The sequence below is a fragment of the Nocardioides sp. LML1-1-1.1 genome (assembly GCF_040676175.1).
Taxonomy (GTDB): domain Bacteria; phylum Actinomycetota; class Actinomycetes; order Propionibacteriales; family Nocardioidaceae; genus Nocardioides.
The window spans coordinates 444,509-469,732 of record NZ_JBEGHK010000001.1 but is presented as its reverse complement, the minus strand read 5'-3'; the positions used below and the strand labels follow the sequence as shown (position 1 = coordinate 469,732).

Here is a 25,224-nt window from a genome sequence, read left to right as displayed (position 1 = left end):
GAGCACGGCGGCCAGCGACGGCAGCCACAGCCGCACGGCTCAGCCCCGCAGGGTGAGGTAGACCGCGAGCAGGATGACGAGGATCCCGAGGATCCCCGCGATCGGCAGGTCGACGCCGCGGGCGGCGCGGTGGTCACCGGTCGGCGTGGGCCGCTCGGCAGCTGGGACGGGCACGGTGGCGCGGTGCTTGGAGGTCAGTTCGGTGGTGCGCATCGGAGCTCCTCGTTTCCGGGGGATTGCACCAGTCCGGACGCGAGGCGCCGCCGATCATCACGCGATTTCGCCAGGAACTTCCTCAGGGGGTGAGCAGTGAGCGCACCTTCTCGGGGCCGAGGGCCGCGAACAGCGTGGGCAGGCGCGGGCCGCGCTCGGCCGACACGAGCAGGTTGTAGAGCAGCCGGAAGAACGCCTTCTGGTCGGCCTTCACCTCGTCGGTGGGCGGGTCGTCGAGGGCCAGCCCGCGGCCGAGCTTGGGCACGCCGTAGATCAGCGTGGTCAGCTCGTCGGCGTCCGCGAAGGAGTCGGGCAGCCGGTCGAGCAGCTGGCGCAGCCAGCGCTCCTCGTCCTCGGTCAGGGAGGCCAGGCGGTCGGCGTCGGCGGACTCGCGGACCGTGGTGCGCTCCTCCGGGTCGACGTACGACGTGATCCAGGTGGCGGCCTTCGTCAGCCGCGGCTCCAGGTCGGCCTCCGCGGCCCCCACCGTCTGTGCGGTGATCTCGCGGGAGCCGGCGGTCACGTCGGCGACCGACGACAGCATCCGGAACGGCACGACGACCGCCGGGGTCGGCAGCGTGCCCGCGGCCGCCGTGGCGGACGCCCGCTCCCAGGCCAGCACGGCGGCGTCCCGCTTCTCCGGGATCGCGGCCTTCTTCGTCAGCGCGTCCCACTCGTCGTACAGGCGCAGGACCTCCTGGCCGAAGTCGACGTTGAACGCCTGCTTGGGCTGGCGGCGGACGTAGAGCCAGCGCAGGATCGGCGCCTCGAGGATGCGCAGCGCCTCGGCCGCGGTGGGCACTCCGCCCTTCGAGGAGGACATCTTCGGCATGCCGGCGACGCCGACGAAGGAGTAGCCCACGAACGACGGCGCGGAGCCGCCGAACACCGGCCCGACGACCTCCTTGCCGACGGTGTACGACGAGCCCGGCGAGGCGTGGTCGACGCCACCAGGCTCGAAGTGGACGCTCTCGAAGGTCCAGCGCATCGGCCAGTCGACCTTCCAGACCAGCTTGCCCTCGTCCTGGGTCGCCACGTTGGTGACGTAGGAGTCGCCGCACACGTCGCAGGTGTAGGCCAGGTCCGTGGTCTCGTCGTCGTAGGACGTGAGGGTGACGGTGTCGCGCCCGCAGCCGCGGCAGTAGGGCTTGTAGGGGAAGCGGGCCAGGTCCTCGGTGGCGCCCTGGCCCGCCTCCTCCTCGGCCGTGGACTCGCCCTCCTCGACCGGGTCGGCCTTCTTCGTGCGGAAGCGGGCCATCACGGTCTCGATCGTGGCGCGCTCGCGGATCGCGGTGAGGACCTGCTCGCGGTAGGCGCCCGCGCGGTACATCTCGGTCTGGGAGACCTCGACCATCTCGCAGCCCATCTCGGCGAGCGCGGCGCGCAGCGGCGCCTTGTAGCGCTCTGCCCAGCTGGGGAACTCACCCGTCGGGTCCGGCACGGCCGACAGCGGGCGGCCGATGTGCTCGCTCCACGACGGGTCGACCCCGGCCGGGACCTTGCGGAAGCGGTCGTAGTCGTCCCAGCTGTGCAGGTGGCGCACGGCGATGCCGCGGCGGCGGATCTCCTCGGCGACGAAGTGCACGGTGAGGAACTCGCGCAGGTTGCCCAGGTGGATCGGCCCGGAGGGGCTGATGCCCGACGCGCAGGTGACCAGCTCGGGCAGGGTGCCGCCGTTGACCTGCTCGGCGTGCCGGAGCGCCAGGTCGGCGGTCCGGGTCACCCAGTCCGTGGGGTGCTGCTGCTGGTCGCGCTGTCCTCGTGCCACGGCGCCCAAGCCTAGGCGGCTAGGCGCCCGGGACCACCATCGAGTACGCCGCCGGGAGCACCCGCCAGGTCCGCGCCCCCACCGGGCCGTCGATCTCGCCGTCGCTGTTGCAGTCGAACGGGGTGCCGGTCACCCGCACCGTGCGCCCGCGTACGATCGCGACGTCCCGGTGGTCGCCGTGCCGCGCGAACGGCAGCCGGAGCGCGTAGCCCAGCCGTGCCAGGGTGCGGTCCGGGGTCGCCACCAGCACGTCGACCAGGCCGTCGTGCGGCTGCGCGTCGGGGGTCAGCTCGGTGCCGCCACCGACCGAGGCGCCGTTGCCGACGGCCACCATCAGCACGCCCTTGTCGACGTCGACGACCACCTCGCCGTCCACCTCGACCGTCAGCCGCAGGACCGGCGGGTTGAGGGCGGTCTGGATCGCGCCGATCGGGTAGCCGATCTTGCCCAGCCGCTTCTTCCAGCGCGCGCCGTACTTGCCGGCCTCCGCGCCGGCGCCCAGGTGCACGCTGTTGACGGTGATCCGCTCCCGGTCGTCGACCACCAGGTCGGTCGCGCGCGGGGTGCCGTCGATGACGACGCCGGCGGCCGCGGCGGCCTCCAGCGGGAGGCCCAGCGTGCGGGCGAAGTCGTTGCCGGTGCCGAGCGGCACCAGCCCGAGCGTGCGGCCGCTCAGCTCGCCGCGGTCGTGCAGGGCCTGGACGACCGCGTGGATGCTGCCGTCACCGCCGGCGACCACGACCTCCCGCTCGGCCACGCCGCGCAGCACCTCGTCGAGCTCCTCGGGGGAGGACGTCGCGGCGACCTCGACCTCGGCGTGCTCGCGGAGCACGGCAAGGGCCGCGTCGAGGGCCTCCTGGTCCGCCGTACCGGCGCCGGAGTTGGTGATGACGAGGATCGAGCGATCGGCGGGCACAGGACCACCCTAGAGTTCGGTCGCATGGGAAGCACACGCCGTTGGACCGCCCGTGAGCTGATCGACCTCGTCCTCGACGAGGGGTCGTACGAGTCGTGGGACGTGCCGATCGACATCAGCGGGCACGCCGAGGAGTACCAGGCCGAGCTGCGCGCCGCGGCCGAGAAGGCCGGCACCGACGAGTCGGTGCTGACCGGGCGGGGGACGGTGCGCGGACGCCCGGTGGCCTTCGTGGTCAACGAGTTCCGCTTCCTGGCGGGCTCGATCGGGATCGGGGCCGCCCACCGGATCGCCGCCGCCGTACGACGCGCGACCGACGAGGGCCTGCCGGTCCTCGCGAGCACCTCCTCGGGCGGCACCCGGATGCAGGAGGGCACGCCCGCCTTCGTGCAGATGGTGGAGATCTCGCGGGCCGTGATGGCCCACCGCGCGGCCGGCCTGCCCTACCTCGTGCACCTGCGGCACCCGACCACCGGCGGGGTCTACGCTTCGTGGGGCTCGCTCGGCCACATCACCGTCGCGGAGCCGGGCGCGCTGGTCGGGTTCCTCGGCCCGAAGGTCTACGAGGCGCTCAACGGCGCGCCCTTCCCCCAGGGTGTCCAGCTCGCGGAGAACCTCGCCGCCAAGGGGGTGATCGACGCCGTCGTACCGGCCGAGGAGCTGCCGGCCCTGGTCGACGCCGCGCTCGGCGTGCTCGTGGACCCGGCGACCGAGCCGGTGCTGGAGCGACGGGAGCCGGTCGCCGCGGGCACCCGGCTCGACCACCCGGTGTGGGAGGACGTCGAGGCGACCCGCGCCGAGGGCCGGGTGGGCGTCCGCGACCTGCTCCGGTACGGCGCCACCAGCACCCTCCGCCTCAAGGGCACCGACGAGGGCGAGCGCGACGACTCGGTCCTGATCGCGCTCACCCGCCTCGACGGCCGGCCCTGCGTCCTGGTCGGCCAGGACCGCTCCCGCCAGACGCCCGCGACCCCGATGGGGCCGGGTGCGCTGCGCGAGGCCCGGCGCGCGATGGAGCTCGCCAACGAGCTGCGCCTGCCGCTGGTCACCGTCGTCGACACCCCCGGCGCCGAGCTCTCGCAGGCCGCCGAGGAGGGTGCGATGGCCGGCGAGATCGCCCGCTGCATCGCCGGCCTGGTGACGATGGAGGTGCCGACGGTGTCGGTGATCCTCGGTCAGGGCTGCGGGGGCGGCGCGCTCGCCATGCTGCCCGCCGCCACCGTCCTCGCGACCGAGCGCGGCTGGCTCTCCCCACTGCCCCCCGAGGGTGCGAGCGTGATCGTGCACGGCGATGCCTCCCGGGCCGCGGAGATGGCCGAGCGCCAGCGGGTCGGGGCGCTGGACCTGCTCGCGAACGGCGACGTGCACGGGGTCGTCCCGGAAGCGGCGGGGGACACCCCCGAGACCCTGGCGCGCGCGGTGGTCGCGGAGGTCGCGGCGCGGCTGGCAGCTAGCTGACGACCATGTCTTCGCCGGACCAGAACGCGCGCATGCTGGTGATCCGGCCGTCGTCGTCGAAGGTCATCACGTCGATCGGGCTGAGCGTGTAGGTCTGGTCGCCGGCCTTGGTGACGAGCTCGAAGGCGAACGCCGCCTCGTTGCCGGCGACCCGCACGTGCAAGAGCCTCGCCGACTGCTCCAGCCCGTCGAGGGCGCCGTAGAACTCCGCGATCTCCTCGCGGGTACGACGCACCTCGGTGCCGACCGGGTCCTCGACGGTCGCGCCGTCGGCGTACAGCGCGACGACATCGGCCGAGGCGCCGGTGGCGACCAGGTCGACGTACTGCTGGATGGTCTCGAGGATCGTCTCGCGGCTGGCGCCCATCGCATCTCCCAAACTGGAACGTGTTCTCGTTCGCCGAATCTAGCGTGAAGATCGCGTTTTGGTAACGTGACGCCGCAAGAGCCCCGGTCTTGCCGGGGCTTCTTGCTTGGCAGACACCAACAACAAGTGGTGCGTTGAGCAGCCGTCCCGTCAGGAGGGGCGGAGGGACTCCGTCCGTGGCGAGGAGCAACCAATGCCTGCAATCGTGATCGTCGGCGCCCAGTGGGGCGACGAGGGCAAGGGCAAGGCGACCGACCACCTGGGCAGCCAGGTCGACTACGTCGTGAAGTTCAACGGCGGCAACAACGCCGGCCACACCGTCGTCATCGGCGACGAGAAGTACGCCCTCCACCTGCTGCCCAGCGGCATCCTCACCCCCGGCTGCACGCCGGTCATCGGCAACGGCGTCGTCGTCGACATCGACGTGCTCTTCCAGGAGATCGACGGCCTCGAGGCGCGCGGCATCGACACCTCCTCGCTCAAGCTCAGCGCCAACGCGCACGTGATCGCCGACTACAACCGGCAGGTCGACAAGGTCACCGAGCGCTTCCTCGGCTCCCGCAAGATCGGTACGACGGGCCGGGGCATCGGCCCGACGTACGCCGACAAGATGAACCGGATCGGCATCCGGGTCCAGGACCTGTTCGACGAGAAGATCCTCACCGCCAAGGTCGAGGGCGCGCTCGAGCTCAAGGGCCAGATCCTCACCAAGATCTACAACCGCCGCGCGCCCTCGGTGGAGCAGACCGTCGAGGAGCTGCTCGGCCACGCCGAGCGCCTGGCGCCCTTCGTGTGCGACACCGGCCTGCTGCTGAGCCAGGCCCTCGACCGCGACGAGGTGGTCCTGATGGAGGCCGGTCAGGCGACCCTGCTCGACGTCGACCACGGCACCTACCCCTTCGTCACCTCCAGCAGCGCGATCTCCGCCGGCGCCTGCACCGGCACCGGGATCCCGCCCACGCGCATCGACCAGGTCATCGCGATCGCGAAGGCCTACACGACCCGGGTCGGCGAGGGCCCCTTCCCGACCGAGCTGCACGACGACAACGGCGAGTTCCTGCGCAAGGCCGGCTGGGAGTACGGCACCACCACGGGGCGTCCGCGCCGCTGCGGCTGGATGGACACGGTGATCACCCGCTACGCCGCGCGGGTCAACGGCGTCACGGACTTCGTGCTCACCAAGCTCGACACCCTCACCGGGCTCGCCGAGCTGCCCGTGTGCGTCGCCTACGACGTCGACGGGCAGCGTCACGAGGAGATGCCGGTCAACCAGAGCGACTTCCACCACGCCGTGCCGGTCTACGAGAACCTGCCCGGCTGGAGCGAGGACATCTCCGGGTGCCGCGACTTCGCCGACCTGCCAAAGGCCGCGCAGGACTACGTCACCTTCGTCGAGGAGCGCTCCGGCGCCCGGATCTCGGTCGTCGGCGTCGGTCCCGAGCGCGAGCAGGCGGTCGTGCGGCACCCGCTGCGCTGACGCAAAGAATTTGCCGGAACCACCTGTGTGAAAGCGGGGTTCCGGGATACTGCCGCCGCGGGACTTCAAGGGCGGAGGACGTGCGTGGTGGTGGGACGCCCGACGGTGGTGATCGTGGACGACTCCGCCGAGCTGCGGGTCGTGGTGCGCTCGCGCCTGACCGCGTCGGGTCTCTTCGACGTGGTCGGTGAGGGCGCGGACGGCGGCGAGGCGATGATCCTCGCCCACCAGCACACGCCCGACCTGATGCTGCTCGACACCTCGATGCCGGTCCTGGACGGGCTGGAGGCGCTGCCCCTGGTGCTGGCGGTCTCGCCGCGCACGAAGGTCGTGGTGTTCACCGGCTTCGAGGGCCGCGGCCTCGCCACCCGGGCCCGGGAGCTCGGCGCGACGGACTTCATCGAGAAGTCGGTGCCGATCGAGAAGCTCCCCGAGCTGTTGTGGCAGCACGTCGAGGAGCCCGCCGACGACGTACGACGACCGCGGACGCTGGGCCTGCACGTCGCCGACGGCCTCGACGAGTCCGCGGCCCGCGATCAGGCGGCTCTCGACGAGCACCGCGAGCGCTACCGCGAGGCCTTCGACCAGGCCGCGATCGGGATGGCGACGATGACCCTCAACGGCAGCATCGTGCGCGCCAACGACGAGCTCGCCGCCATGGTCGGCCGGGTGCCCGACGACCTGGTGGGCCTCGACTACGGCGTGCTCACCCGGCAGCACGGCGACCACCTCGACGAGGCCCTCGCCCGGATCTCCGAGGGTGAGGAGGACCTCGTCACCTTCGAGCACCCGCTGGTCTCCGACGACGGCTCGGGCACCCTGCGGGTGAGCCTGGCGCCGGTCCGTGACTCCCGCGGCCAGCCGCTCTACGTCTTCGCCCAGGTCCAGGACATCACCGCCGAGATCGCGCTGCGCCGCAGCGAGGAGATGTTCCGGCTGCTGGTGACCGCGGTGACCGACTACGCGATCTACCTGCTCGACACCGACGGCCGGGTCGCCAGCTGGAACCCCGGCGCGCAGAACATCAAGGGCTACGGCGCCGAGGAGATCATCGGCCAGCACTACCGCCTCTTCTACCCCGAGGAGGAGCGCGCCGCCCACCATCCGGAGCGCAACCTGGAGCTGGCGCTGGAGCACGGCACGTACGCCGAGGAGGGCTGGCGGGTGCGTCGCGACGGCAGCCGGTTCTGGGCGAGCGTCGTCATCACCGCGGTCTACGACGACGCCGGGCGCCACCGCGGCTACGCCAAGATCACCCGCGACCAGACCCAGCAGCGCGAGCACGAGGAGCACCGCAAGGCCGCCATCGAGCAGCAGGCGCACCTGCTGGCGATCACCGCCCACGAGCTGCGGACCCCGGCCGCCGTCGTCGAGGGCTCGGTCGCGATCCTGCGCGACAGCGGGGACACGGTGTCGGACGACACCCGCGAGCAGCTGCTGGAGGCGATGGCCACCAGCGCCCACCGTCTGCAGCGCCTGGTCAGCGACCTGAGTGCCGCCTCCGACGTGCACGCCGACGCGCTCGCGCTGGAGCCCGAGCGGGTCTCCCTGCGGACCTCGCTGCTCGCGGCCGCCGACCGGGCCCGCGCCGTGCACCCGCACGAGCGGATCGCGGTCGAGGTCGTCGACGAGACCGAGATCCTGGCCGATCCGGCCCGGCTCGGGCAGGCGCTGGACAACCTGCTGGAGAACGCGCTGCGGCACGGCCGCGCACCGGTCCTGCTCACCGGGGAGCCGACGGTGGACGGGGTGCGGATCGAGGTCGCCGACGACGGGCACGGCGTCGACGAGCGGCTCCTCGACCAGCTCTTCCAGCGCTTCGCCCACGCCGGCCCCACCGGTGGCACCGGGCTCGGCCTGCACCTGGTGCGCGAGATCGCCCGCAGCCACGGGGGCGAGGTGACCTACCACCCGCCCGGGGAGGGTCGCCGGACGACGTTCGAGCTGGTGCTGCCCAGCCACCCGCAGGTGCCGCGCATGTGAGTCGGCCGCGGCTCTAGGATCGACCTCCGTGAAGACCCTCGTGATCGGCACCGGCGGCCGCGAGCACGCGCTCGCCCTCGCGCTCTCCCGCGACCCGGCGGTCACGGAGGTGCACGCGGCTCCGGGCAACCCGGGCATCGGCGCCTTCGCGAGCCTGCACCCGGTCGACCCGATGGACGGCGCCGCCGTCGCGGCCCTCGCCGCCGAGATCGGCGCCGACCTCGTCGTCGTCGGCCCGGAGGCCCCGCTGGTCGCGGGTGTCGCCGACGCCGTGCGCGAGGCCGGCGTCCCGGTCTTCGGCCCGTCCCGGGCGGCCGCGCTGCTGGAGGGCTCGAAGGCGTTCTCCAAGGAGGTCATGGCCGCGGCCGGCGTGCCGACGGCGGGCTCGCGGACCTGCGTCACCGCCGACGAGGTGGCCGCGGCGCTCGACGCCTTCGGGCCGCCGTACGTCGTGAAGGACGACGCGCTCGCCGCCGGCAAGGGCGTCGTGGTGACCCGCGACCGGGCCGAGGCCGAGGAGCACGCCGCCGGCTGCGGCACCGTGGTGGTCGAGGAGTTCCTCGACGGGCCGGAGGTCTCCCTGTTCGCGGTCTGCGACGGCACCACCGCCTACCCGCTGCAGCCTGCCCAGGACTTCAAGCGGATCCACGACGGCGGCCGCGGCCCGAACACCGGCGGGATGGGCTCCTACTCCCCGCTCCCGTGGGCGCCCGCCGACCTCGCCGCCACCGTCGTGGACACCGTCGTCCAGCCCACCCTCGACGAGATGGCCCGGCGCGAGGCGCCCTTCGTCGGCTGCCTCTACGTCGGCCTCGCGCTCACCGCCGCCGGCCCCCGGGTGATCGAGTTCAACTGCCGCTTCGGCGACCCCGACGTCCAGCCGGTGCTCGCCCTGCTCGACTCCCCGCTCGGCGAGCTGCTGCTGGCCGCTGCCCGCGGCGACCTCGAGTCCGTGCCGGCGCCGGTCTTCCGTGACGGCGCCTCGGTCACCGTCGTGCTCGCCTCCGCGGGCTATCCGGAGTCCTCCTCGAAGGGCGACGTCATCACCGGCGTCGGCGCCGCCAACGGCGTCAACGACGTGGACGTCATCCACGCCGGCACCGCGCTGCACCAGGACTCGCTGGTCACCGCGGGCGGCCGGGTGCTCGCCGTCCGGGCGCTGGGCTACGACGTCGCCGACGCGCGTGCCCGCGCCTACGCCGCCGCCGACCTCGTCTCCTTCGAGGGCCAGCAGCGCCGCTCCGACATCGCCGCCGAGCCGCTCGGCGTCGTCGAGGGCGCCTCGGTCGCGGACGACTGAGTGGAGATCCGTCCCGCCGTCGACGCCGACCTGGACGCCGTCGCCGCGATCTACGACCGCGAGGTCCGCGAGGGCACCGCCACCTTCGACCTCGACCCGCCGCCGCGGGCGAAGTGGGAGGGCCTGCTGGCCTCCTCGCACCCGGGTGACCACTTCCTCGTCGCCGATGACGGCGGCACCGTGCTCGGCTTCGCCTACTCCTCGTCGTTCCGTCCCAAGGGCGCCTACGACGGCACCCGCGAGGTCACCATCTACCTCGATCCGGCCGCTGCCGGGCGCGGCCTCGGCCGGCGGCTCTACGACGAGCTGCTCGCCCGGATGAGCGCCGCCGGCGTCCGCACCGCCCTGGCCTGCATCTCGCTGCCCAACGACGCGAGCGAGGCGCTGCACCGCGCGTGCGGCTTCGAGCGGCAGGGTGAGCTGCGCGAGGTGGGTCGCAAGTTCGACCGGTGGATCGACGTCGTGTGGTGGCAGAAGATCCTCCAGCCCTGAGTGGCAGAGTGACGCCATGGCCGAGTCAGCAGCAGACCTCCACGCCCGGGTCCGGGCGGTCGCCGACGCGGACGGGCGGCTGCCGCTGCCGTCCGTGGCGTCCTGGGACGTGTTCCCGTGGGAGGTCGCCGATGGACAGCTGGCGGCCAAGCCGCTCGCCGCGCCGGCCCCGGAGCAGCCGCGCGAGGGCGAGGGCGGTGTCGGCTGCCGGGCCTGCGGGCCCGACCTGCCGGGCGTCGTGTGGACCAACGACCGGTGGCGGCTCAAGCACCTCTCCGAGCGCAGCGCCCTGCCGCTGGTGCTGATCCTCGAGCCCTGGGCGCACCTCGACCTGCCCGACCTCGACGACGCGATGGCCGCGGAGTACGGCCGGCTCGCGGTCCGGCTCACGCGGATCGTCGAGGATCTGCCGAACGTCGCGCGCTGCCACGTCCAGCGCATCGGCGACGGCGCCGAGCACCTGCACGTGTGGCTGATGGCGCGCACCGAGGGCCTGCCGTCGGTGCTCGGCTCCTTCGCCGTCGACTGGGACGACATCCTGCCGCCGGGGCCCGAGGACGTCTGGCGCGCGGACGTCCGGACGGTCGCGACCGCCCTGGCGTCGTACGACGGCCGGGTGGTGGGCCTCGATGGCTGAGCAGCCCGAGCAGCGCCGCGGGGTGGGCACCGCGCGGCTCGACCTGGTGCTGTGGGACGAGGCCACCGTGACGGCGATCCGCGGCGAGGCCCGGCGCCCGGAGTGGCACCCGGACTTCCCGCGCGAGGACGACCGCGGCGCAGCGACCCTGTGGCGCGACGGCGACCCGTGGGGCCCGCGCTCGATCGTGCACGAGGGGCTGGTGGTCGGCTCGATCGGCTTCTTCGGCCCGCCCGAGGCCGCCGCGGACGGGACGCCGGAGGTGGAGGTCGGCTACGGCCTGGTCGCCTCGGCGCGCGGTCACGGGCTCGCGACGGAGGCGCTGGGCGCGCTGCTGCAGCGCGCGGACGCTGCCCGGGTGCGGGTGCGTGCCTCGATCGCGCCCGACAACGCCGCGAGCCTGCGGGTGGCCGCCAAGGCCGGGTTCACCGGGGTCCGCGGCACCACCGAGGACGGAGAGATGGTGCTGGTCCGGCCGGTGCGCTGATCCGTGGGAGAATGGCCCACCGTGACCGTCCCGAACGTCCTCGCCACCCGCTACGCCGCCGCCGACCTCGCCGAGATCTGGTCCCCGGAGCACAAGATCGTCCTCGAGCGGCAGCTCTGGATCGCCGTCCTCAAGGCGCAGCGCGACCTCGGCATCGAGGTGCCGGACGGTGTCGTCGAGGCCTACGAGAAGGTCGTCGACACCGTCGACCTGGACTCGATCGCGGCCCGTGAGCGGATCACCCGGCACGACGTGAAGGCGCGGATCGAGGAGTTCGCCGCGCTCGCCGGGCACGAGCACATCCACAAGGGGATGACCTCGCGCGACCTGACCGAGAACGTCGAGCAGCTCCAGGTCAAGCAGTCCCTCGCCCTGCTCCGCGACCGTGCGGTCGCGACGCTGGCCCGGCTGGCCCGGCTGGCCGCCGAGCACGAGACGACCGTGATGGCGGGGCGCAGCCACAACGTCGCCGCGCAGGCGACCACGCTCGGCAAGCGCTTCGCGACCGTCGCCGACGAGCTGATGATCGGCATCGAGCGGATCGAGCAGCTGCTCGGGCGCTACCCCCTGCGCGGGATCAAGGGCCCGATGGGCACCGCCCAGGACATGCTCGACCTGCTCGGCGGCGACGCCGGCAAGCTGGCCGACCTCGAGCAGCGCGTCGCCGGCCACCTCGGGTTCGAGCGGGTGCTGACGAGCGTCGGGCAGGTCTACCCGCGCTCGCTGGACTTCGACGTGCTCTCCGCGCTGGTCCAGCTCACCGCGGCGCCCTCCAACCTGGCCACCACGATCCGGCTGATGGCCGGCAACGAGCTGGTGACCGAGGGCTTCAAGGAGGGCCAGGTCGGCTCCTCGGCGATGCCGCACAAGATGAACACCCGCTCCTGCGAGCGGGTCAACGGCCTCGCCGTGGTCACCCGCGGCTACCTCTCCATGGTCGGCGAGCTCGCCGGCGACCAGTGGAACGAGGGCGACGTCTCCTGCTCCGTCGTACGACGGGTGGCGCTGCCGGACGCCTTCTTCGCCGTCGACGGGCTGTTCCAGACCTTCCTCACCGTGCTCGACGAGTTCGGCGCGTTCCCGGCCGTCATCCAGCGCGAGCTGGACCGCTACCTGCCGTACCTGGCGACCACGAAGGTGCTGATGGCCGCGGTCCGCAACGGCGTGGGCCGCGAGGCCGCGCACGAGGCGATCAAGGAGGCGGCCGTCGGCACCGCCCTGGCGATGCGCCAGGGCCAGGCCGAGAACGACGTCTTCGCCAAGCTCGCCGCCGACGAGCGGCTGGGCCTGACCTCCGACCAGCTGCAGTCGCTGGTCGCCGAGCCGATCACCTTCACCGGTGCCGCGGTCGAGCAGACCCAGGCCGTGTGCCGGCAGGCCGAGGCGGTCGTCGCGGCGCACCCGGCCGCGGCGTCGTACCAGCCGGGCGCGATCCTCTGACCGGCATCGAGGTCGCCTTCCCGGTCCCCGCGGACCGGGCCTTCGACTACCTCGCCGACCCGCGCAACCGCCCGGCGTGGCAGTCCTCGCTGCGCGCGGTCGCCGGCGTGGAGGGCGCGACGGGCAGCGAGGCGTGGACGGACGTGACCGTCGTACCGGGGCTGCGGCCGCGGATGCGCACGGTCGTCTCCGAGCGCCCGGGCCGGTGGGCGGAGGAGGGCCGGTTCGGCCCCTTCGAGGCGCGCCTGGAGCTGCGCTTCGTCCCGGACGGCGACGGCTGCCGGGTGCGCGCGGACTTCACGGTCGGCGCGCTGGGCGCCGGCCCGCTGCTGACGCTCGCCGCGCGGCCGGCGGTGGCCGCCGACCTGCGCCGGGCGGCGCGGATCCTCGCGTCGTCGCGATAGTCCCCCGCGGGGGGAGCGGTCAGGAGGGCCGGACGTCGAGCACGACGTCGAACTCCAGCAGGTCCGCACCCGTGGAGACCGGCGGGCGCGGGGCCTCGCCCTCGGGGGTCGCGTGCGCGGCGCGCGCGGAGCCGTCGCGCCAGGCGGCGAAGGACTCCTCGTCGGCCCACTGGGTGACCACGAAGTAGCGGCTCTCGCCGGCGGTCGGGCGCAGCAGCTGGAAGCCGAGGAAGCCCGGTGAGCCCTCGACCGCGCCGGCCCGGGCGGCGAACCGCTTCTCGAGCTCGGGGCCGGCGGCCTCGGGAACGCTGATGGCGTTGATCTTCACGACGGGCATGGTTGCTCCCTCTGTCGGGCGGCTCGGGCGGTGTCGGGCCAGGATCAGGCGCGCGCCTGGCCGCCCCAGTTGGCGAGCCGGACGGCGATGTCGTGCAGGTGGTCCTCGGTCACGTCGGTGACCTCGAAGGTCAGCTGGACGTGCTCGCCGGAGATCCGGCCCAGCGAGACGCGACCGGCGCCGGGCAGGTGCTCGATGATGCGGATCAGGCGGTTGCCGATCCGGCCGAGCTGCGAGGCGTGGTCGTCGGAGAGCTGGCCGAGCGCCTCCGGGTCGCGGTGGTGCAGCGTCAGGCCGAGCTGGCCGCCGGCGTCGTGGCGGGCGAGGACCCAGACCTCGTCCTCCCACACGATCGGGCCGTGGACGAACGTGCTCTCGGGGGTCTGCGCGGACTCCGTCATGGCGACACTGTGCCATCCGCCCCGACGGCGTCGCGCATCGACCCCCAATGTCGAGTCTTTTGGTCGAGTAAGATCGCCGCATGACCCTCGCGACCCCCGCCGCCCCGACGTACGACGACCCGCGGGTCGTCGTTCCCGCTCCCGCGTCCGGCGCGGGCAACTGGGCGGGGGCCGCGAGCGCGGTCCTGGTCGACGGGACGTTCTGGCTGACCTACCGGGTGCGCCGGCCGCTGGCCGAGGGCCGCGGGGTGAGCGTGGTGGTGGCCCGCTCCGAGGACGGCGAGCACTTCGAGCAGGTGACCGAGGTGCACCGCGACGCGTTCGGCTGCGAGTCCTTCGAGCGCCCGGTGTTGGTGCCGGTGCCCGGGATCGGCTGGCGGCTCTACCTGTCCTGCGCGACGCCGGGCTCCAAGCACTGGTGGGTCGACAGCCTCACCGCCGCGACGCCCGAGGACCTGCCGGACGGCGTCCGCACGGTCGTGCTGCCCGGTGACGACGCGGTCGCGGTCAAGGACCCCGTCGTCACCCACGGCCCGGACGGCTGGGAGATGCTGCTGTGCTGCCACCCGCTGACCGAGGTCGGCCACGAGGACCGGATGACCTCCCGGCTGCTGCGCAGCACCGACGGCCTGGACTGGACCGACCACGGCGAGGTGCTCGCCGGCCGCCCGGGGGAGTGGGACGAGCGCGGTGCCCGCGCCAGCACGGTGCTGCCCGACCGTCCGGGCGCCCCCCGCACGATCCTCTACGACGGCCGCCCGGACGCCGCGTCCAACTGGTTCGAGACCACCGGGATCGCCACCTGGGACGGTGAGCGGTACGTCGCGCAGGACGCCCCGCCGATCGCCTCCCCGCACAGCGACGGCGCGTGGCGCTACGCGAGCGCCGTACCGCTGCCGGACGGGCGGGTGCGCTTCTACGTCGAGGCCGCGCGGCCCGACGGCGCGCACGACCTGGTCACCGTCGTCCGCTGACCCCCGCCGTCGAGTAGGGACTTCCTCCCTTCGAGCAGGGACTTCCCGCTGCCGAGTAGGGACTTCCTGCTGGCGAGTAGGGACTTCCTGCCGCGACCGGTGGTGGAAAACGCCCACTCGACGGGAGAAACCCCCCACTCGACGAGAGGAAGTCCCTGCTCAACGGGCGCGGACCCGTTCGGCGAAGGACCCGCGGTCGCGGGTGGAGAGCCAGTCGGAGAAGTCCTCGCCGGTCAGGTCCGACAGCAGCGCGATGTCCTCGGCGAAGGCCGGCAGCAGCCGCTCGCGTTGCGCGGGGGTGAGCGAGGGCCGGTGCGCGTCGCTGGTCTGCAGGCGCGCGACGAGCGGGACGCTCAGCCGCCGCCAGACCTCGGGCGGCACGAACTGGCCCGCCCACGCGCCGCCGCGCACGGCCGGACCGAACACCCGGGGCCGCCAGCCGGGGGCGACGTAGGGCCGTGAGTTGTCCCGCGGGATCGAGGTCACCTGGCCCTCGCGGATGCCGAGGAAGCGGCACGTGCGGTCGACGGTCTCGACGGGGTGGTCGACGATGTCGCGGTAGCGCACGATGAGCACCCGGGCGGGGTCGACGAGCTTGTAGAGGTCGCGCAGCTGCTCGCCGTAGAGGCCCAGGTCGCGGTAGCGCCAGAAGGGTGCGTGGCCGGCGGCGACGCGCTCGTCCTGCCGGGCGAAGGCGGTCTCGAAGTCCGCCTCGGTCTCCAGGCCGTCGGACCACAGGTGCATCCAGTTGCTGTAGGCCCGGTCGATCGGGTCCCGTACGACGGCGACGAGCCTGACCTCGGGCAGCGCGTCCGCGATCCGGCGCTGCGCCCCGCGGTGCCAGAGGTAGAACGGCGTGGACTCCCCGCGCACGCTGCCGGGTGGCGCGGGGCGGAACAGGTCGGCGTACGCCTGCTCCTGCCAGACCCACTCCTGCTGCGAGTGCCGGTCGCCGGGACCGCCCCAGTGCGGCGGCGGCGCACCCTCGCAGAGCCAGAACTTCGGCTCCTTCGGTGTGGTCACGAAGACGTCGGGGTGCGCCGCCAGGGCGAGGTGGAGCGCGCTCGTCCCGGCCTTGGGCGCGCCGACCAGCAGGAAGTCGGGGCGGGGCTCGCGGGCCGAAGTCATGTAGATCAGTCTAGATAGTTTTGTTGGCATCGGGGAGGGCCGCCACGGATCGGCCTCAATAGGCTGTCGCCCGTGACCCTCGCGAACATCCCGCCCGCACCGGAGCTCCCCGGCCACCGCCACCTGCACTCCGGCAAGGTGCGCGACCTCTACGAGGTCACCGAGGGCCCGTACGCCGGCAAGCTGCTCATGGTCGCGAGCGACCGGCTGTCGATCTTCGACTTCGTGCTGGAGACGACGATCCCGGACAAGGGCGAGATCCTCACCCGGATGTCGCAGTGGTGGTTCGCCCAGCTCGCCCCGCTGGTGCCCAACCACGTGCTCTCGACGGACGTGCCGGAGGCGGTCCGTGGCCGCGCGGTGGTCTGCGAGCGGTTGGAGATGTTCCCGGTGGAGTGCGTCGCGCGGGGCTACCTCACCGGCTCCGGCCTGCTCGACTACCGCGCCAGCGGCGAGGTCTGCGGGATCGCGCTCCCCGCGGGGCTCGAGGACGGCAGCCGCCTGCCGGAGCCGATCTTCACCCCGGCCACCAAGGCCGAGCTCGGCGACCACGACGAGAACGTCTCCTACGACGCCGTCGTCGCCACCGTCGGCGCCGACCCCGCGGCCGCGCTCCGCGCGCTCACCCTGGACGTCTACGCCCGGGCCGAGGAGATCGCGCGCGAGCAGGGGATCATCCTGGCCGACACCAAGCTGGAGTTCGGCGTGCGGCCGGGCGGCACCGACATCGTGCTCGCCGACGAGGTGCTGACCCCCGACTCCTCGCGCTACTGGCCGGCCGACGACTGGCAGCCGGGACGGGCGCAGCCGTCGTACGACAAGCAGATCGTGCGCAACTGGGCGCTGTCCGCCGAGAGCGGCTGGGACAAGGCGTCGGGCGAGGCCCCGCCCCCGCTGCCGCCCGAGGTCGTCGAGCGGACCCGCTCGCGCTACATCGAGGCCTACGAGCGCCTGACCGGCGAGCGGTTCTGAACAACCCGTTCCGGCGCTGGTGACCGGCAAGTAGGTTGTCCCGCATGACGAACCTCGCCGGCTTCCTCGAGAGCAGTGCCCAGAGCTTCCCGGACCGCACGGCCATCGTGCTGGGCGACACCCGCCTGTCGTACCCGCAGGTCGACGGTGCGGCCAACCAGGTCGCCAACCTGCTGGTCTCGCGCGGGATCAAGCCCGGCGACAAGGTCGCGATCAGCTGCCCCAACCTGCCGTACTTCACGATCGTCTACTACGGCATCCTCAAGGCCGGCGCGACCGTCGTGCCGCTCAACGTCCTGCTCAAGGGCCGCGAGGTGGCCTACCACCTCGGCGACTCCGACGCGAAGGCCTACTTCGCCTTCCAGGGCACCCCCGAGCTCCCCATCGGCGAGGAGGGGTACGCCGGCTTCCAGGCCGCCGACGGGTGCGAGCACTTCTTCGTCATCACCGCCGACCCCACCGCCGCCTCGCCGATCGAGGGCACCGAGACGCTCGGCCAGGGCCTGGCGGGCCAGGCGCCGACGTTCGACACCGTCGACGTGGACGACGACGACACCGCCGTCATCCTCTACACCTCCGGCACCACCGGACAGCCGAAGGGCGCCGAGCTGCGCCACCGCAACATGCGCGACAACGCGCTGTCCGGCAAGGACCTGTTCGGCGCGAGCGCGGACAACCCGGACACCTACCTGTGCGTGCTGCCGCTGTTCCACTCCTTCGGCCAGACCGTCATCCAGAACGGCGCCTTCGCCTTCGGCGGCACCGTCGTGATGCTGCCCCGCTTCGAGGCGGCTCCCGCGCTCGGGCTGATGCTGAAGGAGAAGGTCACCTTCTTCGCCGGCGTCCCGACGATGTACTGGGGCCTGCTCGGAGCGCTCGACGACTCCGTCGACGTGAAGGCCATCGCCGCCAACCTGCGGGTCGCGGTCGCTGGCGGCGCGGCGCTTCCGGTCGAGGTGCACCACCAGTTCGAGGAGCGCTTCGGCGTCACCATCCTGGAGGGCTACGGCCTGTCCGAGACCTCGCCGGTCGCGAGCTTCTCCCGCTTCGGCGAGCCGGTCCGGGTCGGCTCGATCGGCACGCCGATCCCCGGCGTCGAGATGAAGCTGATCGACCCGGAGAGCTGGACCGAGGTGACCGACCCCGACGGCATCGGCGAGATCGCCATCAAGGGCCACAACATCATGAAGGGCTACTACCAGCGGCCCGACGCCACCGCCGAGGCGATCAACGACGAGGGCTGGTTCCGCTCCGGCGACCTCGGCCGCAAGGACGCCGACGGCTGGTACTACATCGTCGACCGCTCCAAGGACATGATCATCCGCGGCGGCTTCAACGTCTACCCGCGCGAGATCGAGGAGGTGCTCCTCACCCACCCGGCGATCTCCCTGGCCGCCGTGATCGGCGTCCCGCACGAGAGCCACGGCGAGGAGATCAAGGCGTTCGTGATCCTCAAGCCGGGTGCCGAGGCCACCCCCGAGGAGATCGTGGCCTGGAGCAAGGAGCAGATGGCGGCGTACAAGTACCCGCGTGTGGTGGAGATCGTCGAGGGCCTCCCGATGACGGCCACCGGCAAGATCCTCAAGCGCGAGCTGAGCTGAGTCGTCTGGCGCGAGCGCGGCTTCGCCGCGGCGGTCGGCAGCAAGCTGCTGGTCACGCGGCTCTCGCCGCGCTGCCGCGCTCGCGGTTGGCTTGCGTAGGGTCTGCCTCCGCCTGGCGGCAAGACCGGGTGCCGCGCTCGCGGTTGGCTTGCGTAGGGTCTGCCTCCGCCTGGTGGCAAGGCGGGGTGGGCGGCAGGTCCCTGGTTAGGCCGCGGACGGGACGGGGTAGGAGCAGGTCTCCGACCCGATCCCTCAGGAGGCCGCTCGTGGAGGTCCCCACCAAGCTCGCCGAGCTCGCGAACACCTGCCTGTCGGCGTCCCAGGACGTCGCCGACGGCTGGTCCGGAGCGCTGAGCGCGCTCCAGGTCCCGTCCGGCGCCGCCGGCAACACGATCGAGAGCGGTCCGCTGCTCACCGCCCACACCGACGCCGGCAACGCCGCGGCGATCGCGGTCGGCCGGTTGGTGTCGGTGCTGGAGGCGGACGTGGACGCGGTCTACCTGTGCGCCTTCGACTTCTCGACGACCGACGAGTCGGTGGCGGCGGGATTCGCGGAGAAGACGCCGGACAAGAAGCCCGACCCGACGCCGTCCCCGTCGCCCGGTCCCGCGCCGACCCCGACCCCCACGTCCGCGCGGGTGGCGTGATGGGCTCCGGGATCTTCGACCTGCACGACCAGGTCGACAAGCTCGACAGCGCGGCCACCCAGTGGGCCGCCGTCGGTACGACGCTCACCGACGCCGGCGACGACGTCACCAGCGGTGCGAAGGCGGTCATGGACGCGGGCTGGGAGGGCGACACCCGCGACTCCTTCGACGACCACAAGCGGCGCCTGGTCGCCGACCTCGACGCGGGCGGCGACCTGGCCGGCAAGGTGGCCTCGCACCTGACCCTGGCGGCCGGCTCGGTCCGGGTCGCGCAGGGCCACCTCGACGCCCAGTGGGCGACGATCGTGAACGTGCCGGTGCACTGGGGGCCGGGCGGCGAGATGACCTTCCAGCCGCGCGACGAGGACGAGCAGGCCAAGGTCACCGCCGCGCTCGGCCGGGCGCGCGAGATCCGCGACGGGCTGGACACCTCCCTCGACGAGGACCGCGCCGCGATCCGCGCGACCGTCGAGCAGTGGCGGGCGATCGCCGACCGCTGGCAGGACGTCGCCGAGGGGGCCGACCCCTTCGAGCTGCCGCCCGACGCCGACGGCGTCGGCGCGATCACCATCGGCAACCGCACGATCTTCAACACCGGCTCGGGCGACGACAACGTGACGATCACGGTCGACCCGAGGACGGGCGAGCAGGTCGTGACGATCAACGGCAAGGTCTACCGCGTGCCCGCCGGGCAGGAGGTCGTCATCCGGGTCGGCGAGGGCAACGACACCGTCACGGTCCCCAAGGGCAGCCGGGTCGACGTCACCGTCCTCGGCGGCAAGGACGACGACACGATCGACACCGGCGACGGCAACGACACGGTGCTCGCCGGCAGCGGCGACGACCGGATCAAGGGCGGCGACGGCGACGACCGGATCTCCGGCGGTGCCGGGCGCGACTACGCCGACGGGCAGTTCGGCGACGACACCCTGTCGGGCGGCTCGGGCGACGACACGCTCTACGGCCTCGACGGCGACGACACCCTCAGCGGCGGCGACGGCTGGGACTACCTCGAGGGCGGGTCCGGCGACGACCAGCTCGACGGCGGGGCGGGCGACGACACGCTGTCCGGCGGCACCGACGACGACACCATCTACGGCGGCGACGGCGACGACACGACGTACACCGGTAAGGGCGAGGACACCGTCGAGGCCGGCACCGGCTCGGACACGACGTACGCCGAGACGGGCGACGTCGTGCGCGGCGGCGAGCACCGGGTGACGGTCGAGCTGCGCGACCTGCCGAGCGAGATCCAGGTGGAGGGCTCGCCGGAGTTCCAGGCCCGGGTGCGCGCCGACCTGGAGCTGCTCGCGTCCTCGCCGGCCGGGCAGCAGATGCTCGCCAACCTGTCGGGCAACATCGAGGACTCGGGGATCCTCGGGTTCAACAAGGACACCCTGGTCATCCGGGAGTACAACGACCCGAGCGACCCCGACAACAGCACCGCCAGCAACGACGGCCACGGCAACTTCGTCATCAACTACAACGTCGCGCTCGACCACCTGCGCACGCCGGGCGGCGGCGTCGACGGCCCGCCGATCGCGGTGCTCTACCACGAGCTGGCGCACGTCTACGACTACGCCAACGACACCAGTGCCGACGGCGACTACCAGGGCGACGACCAGCTCAACCACGGCACGCCGAACGACGAGCGCCAGGCCGCGGGCCTGCCGATCGACCACGACGACGACCCGTCGACCCCGGAGGTCATCGACCCCGACCACCCCTACCAGTACACCGAGAACGGGCTGCGCGAGGAGATGGGGGCGCCGCACCGTGACCACTACTGACCGGCGCCTGCTCGCCGCCGTCGCGGCGGTGCTCGGGCTGGCGCTCGGCGGTTGTGGTGCGGACGCACGGGACGACCCGGACCCGGCGCCGGGCGCGAGCGACCCGGCCGACCCCGACGGTGGCGTCGCCGACCCCGGCCTCGACTTCACCGCGACGGTGGGCGCCGAGGACGGCGCGGTCCGGGTGAGCTGGACGTTGCGCAACACCACCGACGGTGAGCTGCTCGTCGTCGACGGGATCCCGCGGGTCGCCGGCGCCGGCACCCGGTACGACCCCACGCTGGCCTACGTGACCGGCCGCGGCTCCGGGATCCTGCTGTCCCAGCGGGCGTTCCCGTGGCCCGACACCGACCGGATGGCGTGGGGCCAGGCGCCCCGGGTGGGCGTCACCCGGCTCGCCGCGGGTCGCACGCTGAGCCGGGAGCTGCGCGTGGCCGAGCCGTTCGAGCGGCGGCAGCCGTTCGGTGACGACCTCGGCGACGGCCCGGTGGCGCTGCCCACCGACCCGGACCGGGTGACCTTCTGCCTGGGGGTGGTCGCGGCGCCGTACCCGCCGGCGCTGGGGCTCTCCACCGACGACGAGGGCACCACGATCGGGCACGGCAACGCCGCGTGGCAGGCGCAGACCCAGCTCTGCTCGGACCCGGTCGGCCTCTGAGCCCGGCCCGTCGGGTCAGGTGGCGGGGCGGGCCATCGGCACGTGCGGGATGCCGTCCTCGACGTGCTCCGGACCGGTGACGGCGAAGCCGTGCCGCTCGTAGAGCGCGACCAGGTGCGCCTGCGCGTCCAGGACGGCCGGGCGGTCGCCGACCTCGGCGAGGGCGGCGCTCATCAGCCGGCCGGCCGCACCGGCGCCACGGGCGGCCGGGGTCACCACGACGCGGCCGATCCGGGCGACGCCGTCCGGCTCGCTCAGCACCCGCAGGTACGCCGTGGGCGGACCGCCGTCCGCCAGCCACAGGTGCCGGGTGCCCGGCTCGGTGTCGCGCCCGTCGAGCTCGGGGTAGGGGCAGGCCTGCTCGACGACGAACACGTCGACGCGCAGGCGGAGCAGGTCGTAGAGGGTGTGCGGGTCGAGGTCGGCGAAGCCGGCGACGGACAGCTCCATCCGGCTCAGCTGAACGGGTCGGGCAGGGCGCCGGGCAGCTTCGCCAGCAGCTCGCGGGCCTGGGCGGACACCTTGTGCTCGACGAGCACCTCGTAGCGGGTCGCGACGACCGCGCTGATCGAGGAGAAGTCGCGCCGGCCGCCGGAGAGGGCGTAGCCGACGACCGCCATGATCACGCCGAACCCGGCGCCGAGGGCCATCGTGGAGACGATGATCCCGAACGTGCTCTCGTCGGTGAAGATGCTGAAGATCAGCCCGACGAACAGCCCGAGCCACAGCCCCGACATCACGCCGCCGGCCGCGACCCGGCCGGTGGTGAGCCGGCCGGTGATCCGCTCGACCCGCTTGAGGTCGGTGCCGACGATCATGCACTGCTCGACGGGGAACTTCTCGTCGGCGAGGAAGTCGACGGTGCGCTGGGCGGCGGCGTAGTCGTCGTAGACCGCCAGCGACTGCGGGTACTCGAGCTTGAGCGGCGAGGCAGCGGCGCCGAACGCGGGGCGGGACGGGTTGCTCATGCCCCCAGTGTGCACCGGTACAGTTACCCACCGTGGCCCGAGTCGTCGTAGCTGTCATGCCGAAGCCCGAGATCCTCGACCCGCAGGGGAAGGCCGTCCAGGGCGCGCTGCCCCGGCTGGGCTTCTCCGGGGTCACCGACGTCCGCCAGGGCAAGCGGTTCGAGCTGGAGATCGAGGGCGAGGTCACCGACGCCGTCCTCGCCGAGGTCGACAAGATGGCCGAGACCGTCCTGTCCAACCCGGTCATCGAGAACTACGTCGTGAGCGTCGAGCAGTGAAGGTCGGCGTCGTCACCTTCCCGGGCTCCCTCGACGACGTCGATGCGCAGCGCGCGGTCCGGATCGGCGGCAACGAGGCGGTCGCGCTGTGGCACGGCGACACCGACCTCAAGGGCGTGGACGCGATCGTCCTGCCCGGCGGCTTCTCCTACGGCGACTACCTGCGCTGCGGCGCCATCTCCCGTTTCGCGCCGGTGATGGACAGCGTGATCGAGGCCGCGAACGCCGGCATGCCGGTGCTCGGCATCTGCAACGGCTTCCAGATCCTCTGCGAGTCGCACCTGCTGCCGGGGGCGCTGATCCGCAACGAGAAGCGCAAGTTCGTCTGCCGCGACCAGCTGCTCCGCATCGAGCGGACCGACACCCCGTGGACCAGCGCCTACGGGCAGGGCCAGGAGATCCGGATCGTGCTCAAGAACGGCGAGGGCGGCTTCGTCGCCGACGCCGAGACCCTCGACCGGATCGAGGGCGAGGGCCAGGTCGTGGCCCGCTACCTCGAGGTCAACCCCAACGGCTCGCTGCGCGACATCGCCGGGGTGAGCAACGCCCGCGGCAACGTCGTCGGGCTGATGCCGCACCCCGAGCACGCGGTCGAGGAGCTGACCGGCTGCGGCCTCGACGGGCTCGGCTTCTTCACCTCGCTCGTCGAGACCGCCTTCGCCTGACCAGGCGACCGCTCAGGCCGCCGGGTCCAGCCTGCGGTTGAGGCCGGAGCGGCCCACGGCGTACGCACCGACGGCGGCCAGGACCACCCCGATCACGGGCGGGATGCCGACCTCGGCCTCCTTCGCGACGTAGGCGGCGGCGCTCGCGACGGCGTACACGGCCAGGTTGGGGAGGTTGAGCGCGGGCAGCCGCTCGCCCTCGGGCATCCCGTCGCGCCAGCGGGCGAGGTAGTCGCCGATGACCACGCCGCCCAGCGGCGGGATGAAGACACCGAGCAGCACCAGGTAGTCGACGAGGTGGTTCTGCACCCCGGCGAGCGCGAGCACGGTGCCGACCACGGAGCCGGCGACCACGAAGGGGGTCTTGGAGGGCTTCTCGAAGAGCTCGGCCCCGGCGACCCCGAAGGCGTACGCCGTGTCGGCGTTCGACTTCCACAGGTTGCCGAAGAGCAGCACCAGCCCCCAGGTGACCAGGCCGAGGTCGTAGAGCACGAGGACGAAGTCGCCCTGGCCGAAGGTCATCGCGCCGGTCGCGCCGAAGAAGATCATCAGGCCGTTGCCGACGAGGAAGCCGATGACGCAGGCGATCAGGGCCTGCCGGCCGGTGCGGGCGAAGCGGGTCCAGTTCGGGGCCTGGGTGCCGGCGGAGACGAAGGTGCCGACGACGGTGGTGATCGCGACGGCCGTGGTCATCGAGGCGTTCGGCTGCACGTCGGCCAGCCCGGACCAGCCGCCGACCTCGTCGAGGGAGCGGAAGAGCACCCAGAAGGCCAGGACCAGGATGAGCGGGGTGGAGATCGCCGAGACCCAGTACATCCCGCGGTAGCCGTAGCAGGCGGTCAGGCACATGAGCACGCTGGTCGCGATCATCACCGCGGCCTTGGCGAGGTCGGACTCCCACTCGAAGGCCTGCGCGGTGAGGTCGCCGATGGTGCCGATGACGACGCCGTACCAGCCGATCTGGGTGCCGCCGAGCAGGATCGAGCCGAGCTTGCTGCCGCGCCTGCCGAGCACGTAGCGGGCCATCACCACGGTGGTCAGGCCGGTGCGGGCGCCGATCCAGCCGAGCAGGGCGACGTAGGTGCCGAGCACGAGCGAGCCGAGCAGGATCACCCGGACCAGGTCGCCGAGCGCGAACGCCGAGCCCAGCTGGGCGCCGGCGAGCATCGTCGGGGTGAAGACGGTGAAGCCGAGCAGCACGACCGCCAGCGACAGGAAGGACTTGCGCGCGTGCGCGGGCACCGGGGTGACCGGGTAGTCCGGGTCGACGACGGCCGCCTCGGGACGGACGGTGTCGGTCACGACTCCTCCCCGATGTCCTCGGCCCACAGCTCGGGCTTCTCCCGCATCATCGTCGCCATCAGGTCCTTGCAGGCCGGGTCGTCGGCCACGTCGACCACCACGCCGCGCGAGCGCAGCCACTCCTCGGAGGCCTGGAAGCTGACGTTCTCGCCGACCACGATCCGCGGGATGTCGTAGAGCACCGAGGTGCCCGCGCACATGAAGCACGGCGACAGGGTCGTGTAGAGCGTGCTCGCCCGGTAGACCGTCGCGGGCAGCCGGCCGGCGTTCTCGATGGCGTCGGTCTCGCCGTGCCGGATGGCCGAGCCGAGCTGGACCCGCCGGTTGCGGCCGACGGCGAGCACCTCGCCGTCGTGGACGAGGGCGGCGCCGATCGGGATGCCGCCCTCCTCCCACCCGGTCCGGGCCTGCTCGATCGCCAGGTCGAGATACCTGCGGTCGTCGTGGTCGATCATGGTGCCTCCGTCGGTGCTGGGTGTGTCGGGGCTCACATCACCAGAGCCGGTCGACGCCGACAAGGGACATACTGTCCGGCATGGCGCGTGATCTACCGGACGCAAT

Annotated in this window: 28 protein-coding genes; 17 read left to right on the top strand and 11 right to left on the bottom strand. The window is 72.9% G+C overall.

Annotation, left to right across the window (positions count from 1 at the left end; genetic code table 11):
- Positions 1 to 39: 39 nt before the first annotated feature.
- The 3 genes from MRBLML1_RS02300 to MRBLML1_RS02290 all read right to left on the bottom strand — a co-directional run bounded on the left by MRBLML1_RS02300 (position 40) and on the right by MRBLML1_RS02290 (position 2,897).
- Positions 40 to 213, bottom strand: a complete 174-nt coding sequence (locus MRBLML1_RS02300) for a hypothetical protein (RefSeq protein WP_364510789.1) — start codon at positions 211 to 213, stop codon at positions 40 to 42.
- An 82-nt stretch (positions 214 to 295) separates the two neighbouring features.
- Positions 296 to 1,981 carry a lysine--tRNA ligase gene (gene lysS, locus MRBLML1_RS02295; protein WP_364510787.1) on the bottom strand — a complete coding sequence of 562 codons (1,686 nt, stop codon included), beginning with the start codon at positions 1,979 to 1,981 and terminating at the stop codon, positions 296 to 298.
- 19 nt (positions 1,982 to 2,000) lie between these two features.
- Positions 2,001 to 2,897 (bottom strand): diacylglycerol/lipid kinase family protein, encoded by an 897-nt coding sequence (locus tag MRBLML1_RS02290; RefSeq protein ID WP_364510785.1) that lies wholly within the window; start codon positions 2,895 to 2,897, stop codon positions 2,001 to 2,003.
- 24 nt (positions 2,898 to 2,921) lie between these two features.
- Between MRBLML1_RS02290 and MRBLML1_RS02285 the strand changes: the two genes are divergently transcribed.
- Positions 2,922 to 4,355: a carboxyl transferase domain-containing protein gene (locus MRBLML1_RS02285; RefSeq protein ID WP_364510782.1), complete on the top strand. Its 1,434-nt coding sequence runs from the start codon at positions 2,922 to 2,924 to the stop codon at positions 4,353 to 4,355.
- Here the strand turns inward: MRBLML1_RS02285 and MRBLML1_RS02280 are convergent.
- A complete protein-coding gene (locus MRBLML1_RS02280) occupies positions 4,348 to 4,722 on the bottom strand; it encodes a nuclear transport factor 2 family protein (RefSeq protein ID WP_364510780.1) in 375 nt (124 codons plus the stop codon). The two genes, MRBLML1_RS02285 and MRBLML1_RS02280, sit on opposite strands and share 8 nt — an antisense overlap.
- Before the next feature lie 193 nt (positions 4,723 to 4,915).
- Between MRBLML1_RS02280 and MRBLML1_RS02275 the strand changes: the two genes are divergently transcribed.
- The 8 genes from MRBLML1_RS02275 (at position 4,916) to MRBLML1_RS02240 (ending at position 12,942) form a co-directional block, all read left to right on the top strand.
- Positions 4,916 to 6,199 carry an adenylosuccinate synthase gene (locus MRBLML1_RS02275; protein WP_364510776.1) on the top strand — a complete coding sequence of 428 codons (1,284 nt, stop codon included), beginning with the start codon at positions 4,916 to 4,918 and terminating at the stop codon, positions 6,197 to 6,199.
- A gap of 84 nt (positions 6,200 to 6,283) precedes the next feature.
- Positions 6,284 to 8,182: a PAS domain S-box protein gene (locus tag MRBLML1_RS02270; RefSeq protein ID WP_364510773.1), complete on the top strand. Its 1,899-nt coding sequence runs from the start codon at positions 6,284 to 6,286 to the stop codon at positions 8,180 to 8,182.
- A 28-nt stretch (positions 8,183 to 8,210) separates the two neighbouring features.
- Positions 8,211 to 9,482, top strand: a complete 1,272-nt coding sequence (purD, locus tag MRBLML1_RS02265) for a phosphoribosylamine--glycine ligase (protein ID WP_364510770.1) — start codon at positions 8,211 to 8,213, stop codon at positions 9,480 to 9,482.
- Positions 9,483 to 9,974 (top strand): GNAT family N-acetyltransferase, encoded by a 492-nt coding sequence (locus MRBLML1_RS02260; protein WP_364510767.1) that lies wholly within the window; start codon positions 9,483 to 9,485, stop codon positions 9,972 to 9,974. It abuts the gene before it with no gap.
- 16 nt (positions 9,975 to 9,990) lie between these two features.
- Positions 9,991 to 10,611 carry a hypothetical protein gene (locus tag MRBLML1_RS02255; protein ID WP_364510764.1) on the top strand — a complete coding sequence of 207 codons (621 nt, stop codon included), beginning with the start codon at positions 9,991 to 9,993 and terminating at the stop codon, positions 10,609 to 10,611.
- Complete coding sequence (locus MRBLML1_RS02250; protein WP_364510761.1) at positions 10,604 to 11,098, top strand: GNAT family N-acetyltransferase; 495 nt, start codon at positions 10,604 to 10,606, stop codon at positions 11,096 to 11,098. The genes MRBLML1_RS02255 and MRBLML1_RS02250 overlap by 8 nt, the downstream gene beginning before the upstream one ends.
- A gap of 21 nt (positions 11,099 to 11,119) precedes the next feature.
- Complete coding sequence (purB, locus tag MRBLML1_RS02245) at positions 11,120 to 12,538, top strand: adenylosuccinate lyase (RefSeq protein WP_364510759.1); 1,419 nt, start codon at positions 11,120 to 11,122, stop codon at positions 12,536 to 12,538.
- On the top strand, positions 12,466 to 12,942 hold the full coding sequence (locus MRBLML1_RS02240) for an SRPBCC family protein (protein WP_364510756.1): 477 nt from the start codon (positions 12,466 to 12,468) through the stop codon (positions 12,940 to 12,942). Before purB ends, MRBLML1_RS02240 begins: the two co-directional genes overlap by 73 nt.
- A 19-nt stretch (positions 12,943 to 12,961) precedes the next feature.
- Here MRBLML1_RS02240 and MRBLML1_RS02235 read toward each other — a convergent pair whose 3' ends face one another.
- Positions 12,962 to 13,279 (bottom strand): antibiotic biosynthesis monooxygenase family protein, encoded by a 318-nt coding sequence (locus MRBLML1_RS02235; protein ID WP_364510754.1) that lies wholly within the window; start codon positions 13,277 to 13,279, stop codon positions 12,962 to 12,964.
- A gap of 44 nt (positions 13,280 to 13,323) precedes the next feature.
- Entirely contained in the window at positions 13,324 to 13,680 is a 357-nt protein-coding gene (locus MRBLML1_RS02230) for a hypothetical protein (protein WP_364510752.1), read from the bottom strand.
- An 80-nt stretch (positions 13,681 to 13,760) separates the two neighbouring features.
- On the opposite strand from MRBLML1_RS02230, the gene MRBLML1_RS02225 reads away from it, so the two are divergent.
- On the top strand, positions 13,761 to 14,654 hold the full coding sequence (locus tag MRBLML1_RS02225) for a hypothetical protein (protein WP_364510749.1): 894 nt from the start codon (positions 13,761 to 13,763) through the stop codon (positions 14,652 to 14,654).
- Positions 14,655 to 14,813: 159 nt separating this feature from the next.
- On the opposite strand, the gene MRBLML1_RS02220 is transcribed toward MRBLML1_RS02225, so the two are convergent.
- Positions 14,814 to 15,782 carry a sulfotransferase family protein gene (locus tag MRBLML1_RS02220; RefSeq protein ID WP_364510746.1) on the bottom strand — a complete coding sequence of 323 codons (969 nt, stop codon included), beginning with the start codon at positions 15,780 to 15,782 and terminating at the stop codon, positions 14,814 to 14,816.
- Between the two features lie 72 nt (positions 15,783 to 15,854).
- On the opposite strand from MRBLML1_RS02220, the gene MRBLML1_RS02215 reads away from it, so the two are divergent.
- The 5 genes from MRBLML1_RS02215 to MRBLML1_RS02195 all read left to right on the top strand — a co-directional run bounded on the left by MRBLML1_RS02215 (position 15,855) and on the right by MRBLML1_RS02195 (position 21,450).
- Positions 15,855 to 16,754 carry a phosphoribosylaminoimidazolesuccinocarboxamide synthase gene (locus MRBLML1_RS02215; RefSeq protein WP_364510743.1) on the top strand — a complete coding sequence of 300 codons (900 nt, stop codon included), beginning with the start codon at positions 15,855 to 15,857 and terminating at the stop codon, positions 16,752 to 16,754.
- Positions 16,755 to 16,798: 44 nt separating this feature from the next.
- The gene (locus MRBLML1_RS02210; protein ID WP_364510740.1) at positions 16,799 to 18,355 is read left to right on the top strand and encodes a long-chain-fatty-acid--CoA ligase; all 1,557 of its coding nucleotides are present in this window, start codon (positions 16,799 to 16,801) and stop codon (positions 18,353 to 18,355) included.
- 266 nt (positions 18,356 to 18,621) lie between these two features.
- On the top strand, positions 18,622 to 19,002 hold the full coding sequence (locus MRBLML1_RS02205; RefSeq protein WP_364510737.1) for a hypothetical protein: 381 nt from the start codon (positions 18,622 to 18,624) through the stop codon (positions 19,000 to 19,002).
- The gene (locus tag MRBLML1_RS02200) at positions 19,002 to 20,792 is read left to right on the top strand and encodes a M91 family zinc metallopeptidase (protein WP_364510734.1); all 1,791 of its coding nucleotides are present in this window, start codon (positions 19,002 to 19,004) and stop codon (positions 20,790 to 20,792) included. The genes MRBLML1_RS02205 and MRBLML1_RS02200 overlap by 1 nt, the downstream gene beginning before the upstream one ends.
- On the top strand, positions 20,779 to 21,450 hold the full coding sequence (locus MRBLML1_RS02195; protein WP_364510731.1) for a hypothetical protein: 672 nt from the start codon (positions 20,779 to 20,781) through the stop codon (positions 21,448 to 21,450). Before MRBLML1_RS02200 ends, MRBLML1_RS02195 begins: the two co-directional genes overlap by 14 nt.
- Before the next feature lie 15 nt (positions 21,451 to 21,465).
- Here MRBLML1_RS02195 and MRBLML1_RS02190 read toward each other — a convergent pair whose 3' ends face one another.
- Together MRBLML1_RS02190 and MRBLML1_RS02185 are read right to left on the bottom strand one after the other, a co-directional pair.
- Positions 21,466 to 21,900 carry a GNAT family N-acetyltransferase gene (locus MRBLML1_RS02190; protein WP_364510729.1) on the bottom strand — a complete coding sequence of 145 codons (435 nt, stop codon included), beginning with the start codon at positions 21,898 to 21,900 and terminating at the stop codon, positions 21,466 to 21,468.
- Positions 21,901 to 21,905: 5 nt separating this feature from the next.
- Entirely contained in the window at positions 21,906 to 22,418 is a 513-nt protein-coding gene (locus tag MRBLML1_RS02185) for a general stress protein (RefSeq protein WP_364510727.1), read from the bottom strand.
- A 32-nt stretch (positions 22,419 to 22,450) separates the two neighbouring features.
- Here MRBLML1_RS02185 and purS point away from each other — a divergent pair, with 32 nt between their 5' ends.
- Complete coding sequence (gene purS, locus MRBLML1_RS02180; RefSeq protein WP_364510724.1) at positions 22,451 to 22,696, top strand: phosphoribosylformylglycinamidine synthase subunit PurS; 246 nt, start codon at positions 22,451 to 22,453, stop codon at positions 22,694 to 22,696.
- Entirely contained in the window at positions 22,693 to 23,361 is a 669-nt protein-coding gene (purQ, locus tag MRBLML1_RS02175; RefSeq protein ID WP_364510721.1) for a phosphoribosylformylglycinamidine synthase subunit PurQ, read from the top strand. Before purS ends, purQ begins: the two co-directional genes overlap by 4 nt.
- A gap of 12 nt (positions 23,362 to 23,373) precedes the next feature.
- Here purQ and codB read toward each other — a convergent pair whose 3' ends face one another.
- Together codB and MRBLML1_RS02165 are read right to left on the bottom strand one after the other, a co-directional pair.
- Entirely contained in the window at positions 23,374 to 24,663 is a 1,290-nt protein-coding gene (codB, locus tag MRBLML1_RS02170; protein WP_364510718.1) for a cytosine permease, read from the bottom strand.
- Positions 24,660 to 25,118 carry a nucleoside deaminase gene (locus tag MRBLML1_RS02165; RefSeq protein ID WP_364510716.1) on the bottom strand — a complete coding sequence of 153 codons (459 nt, stop codon included), beginning with the start codon at positions 25,116 to 25,118 and terminating at the stop codon, positions 24,660 to 24,662. The genes codB and MRBLML1_RS02165 overlap by 4 nt, the downstream gene beginning before the upstream one ends.
- Between the last annotated feature and the right edge of the window lie 106 nt (positions 25,119 to 25,224).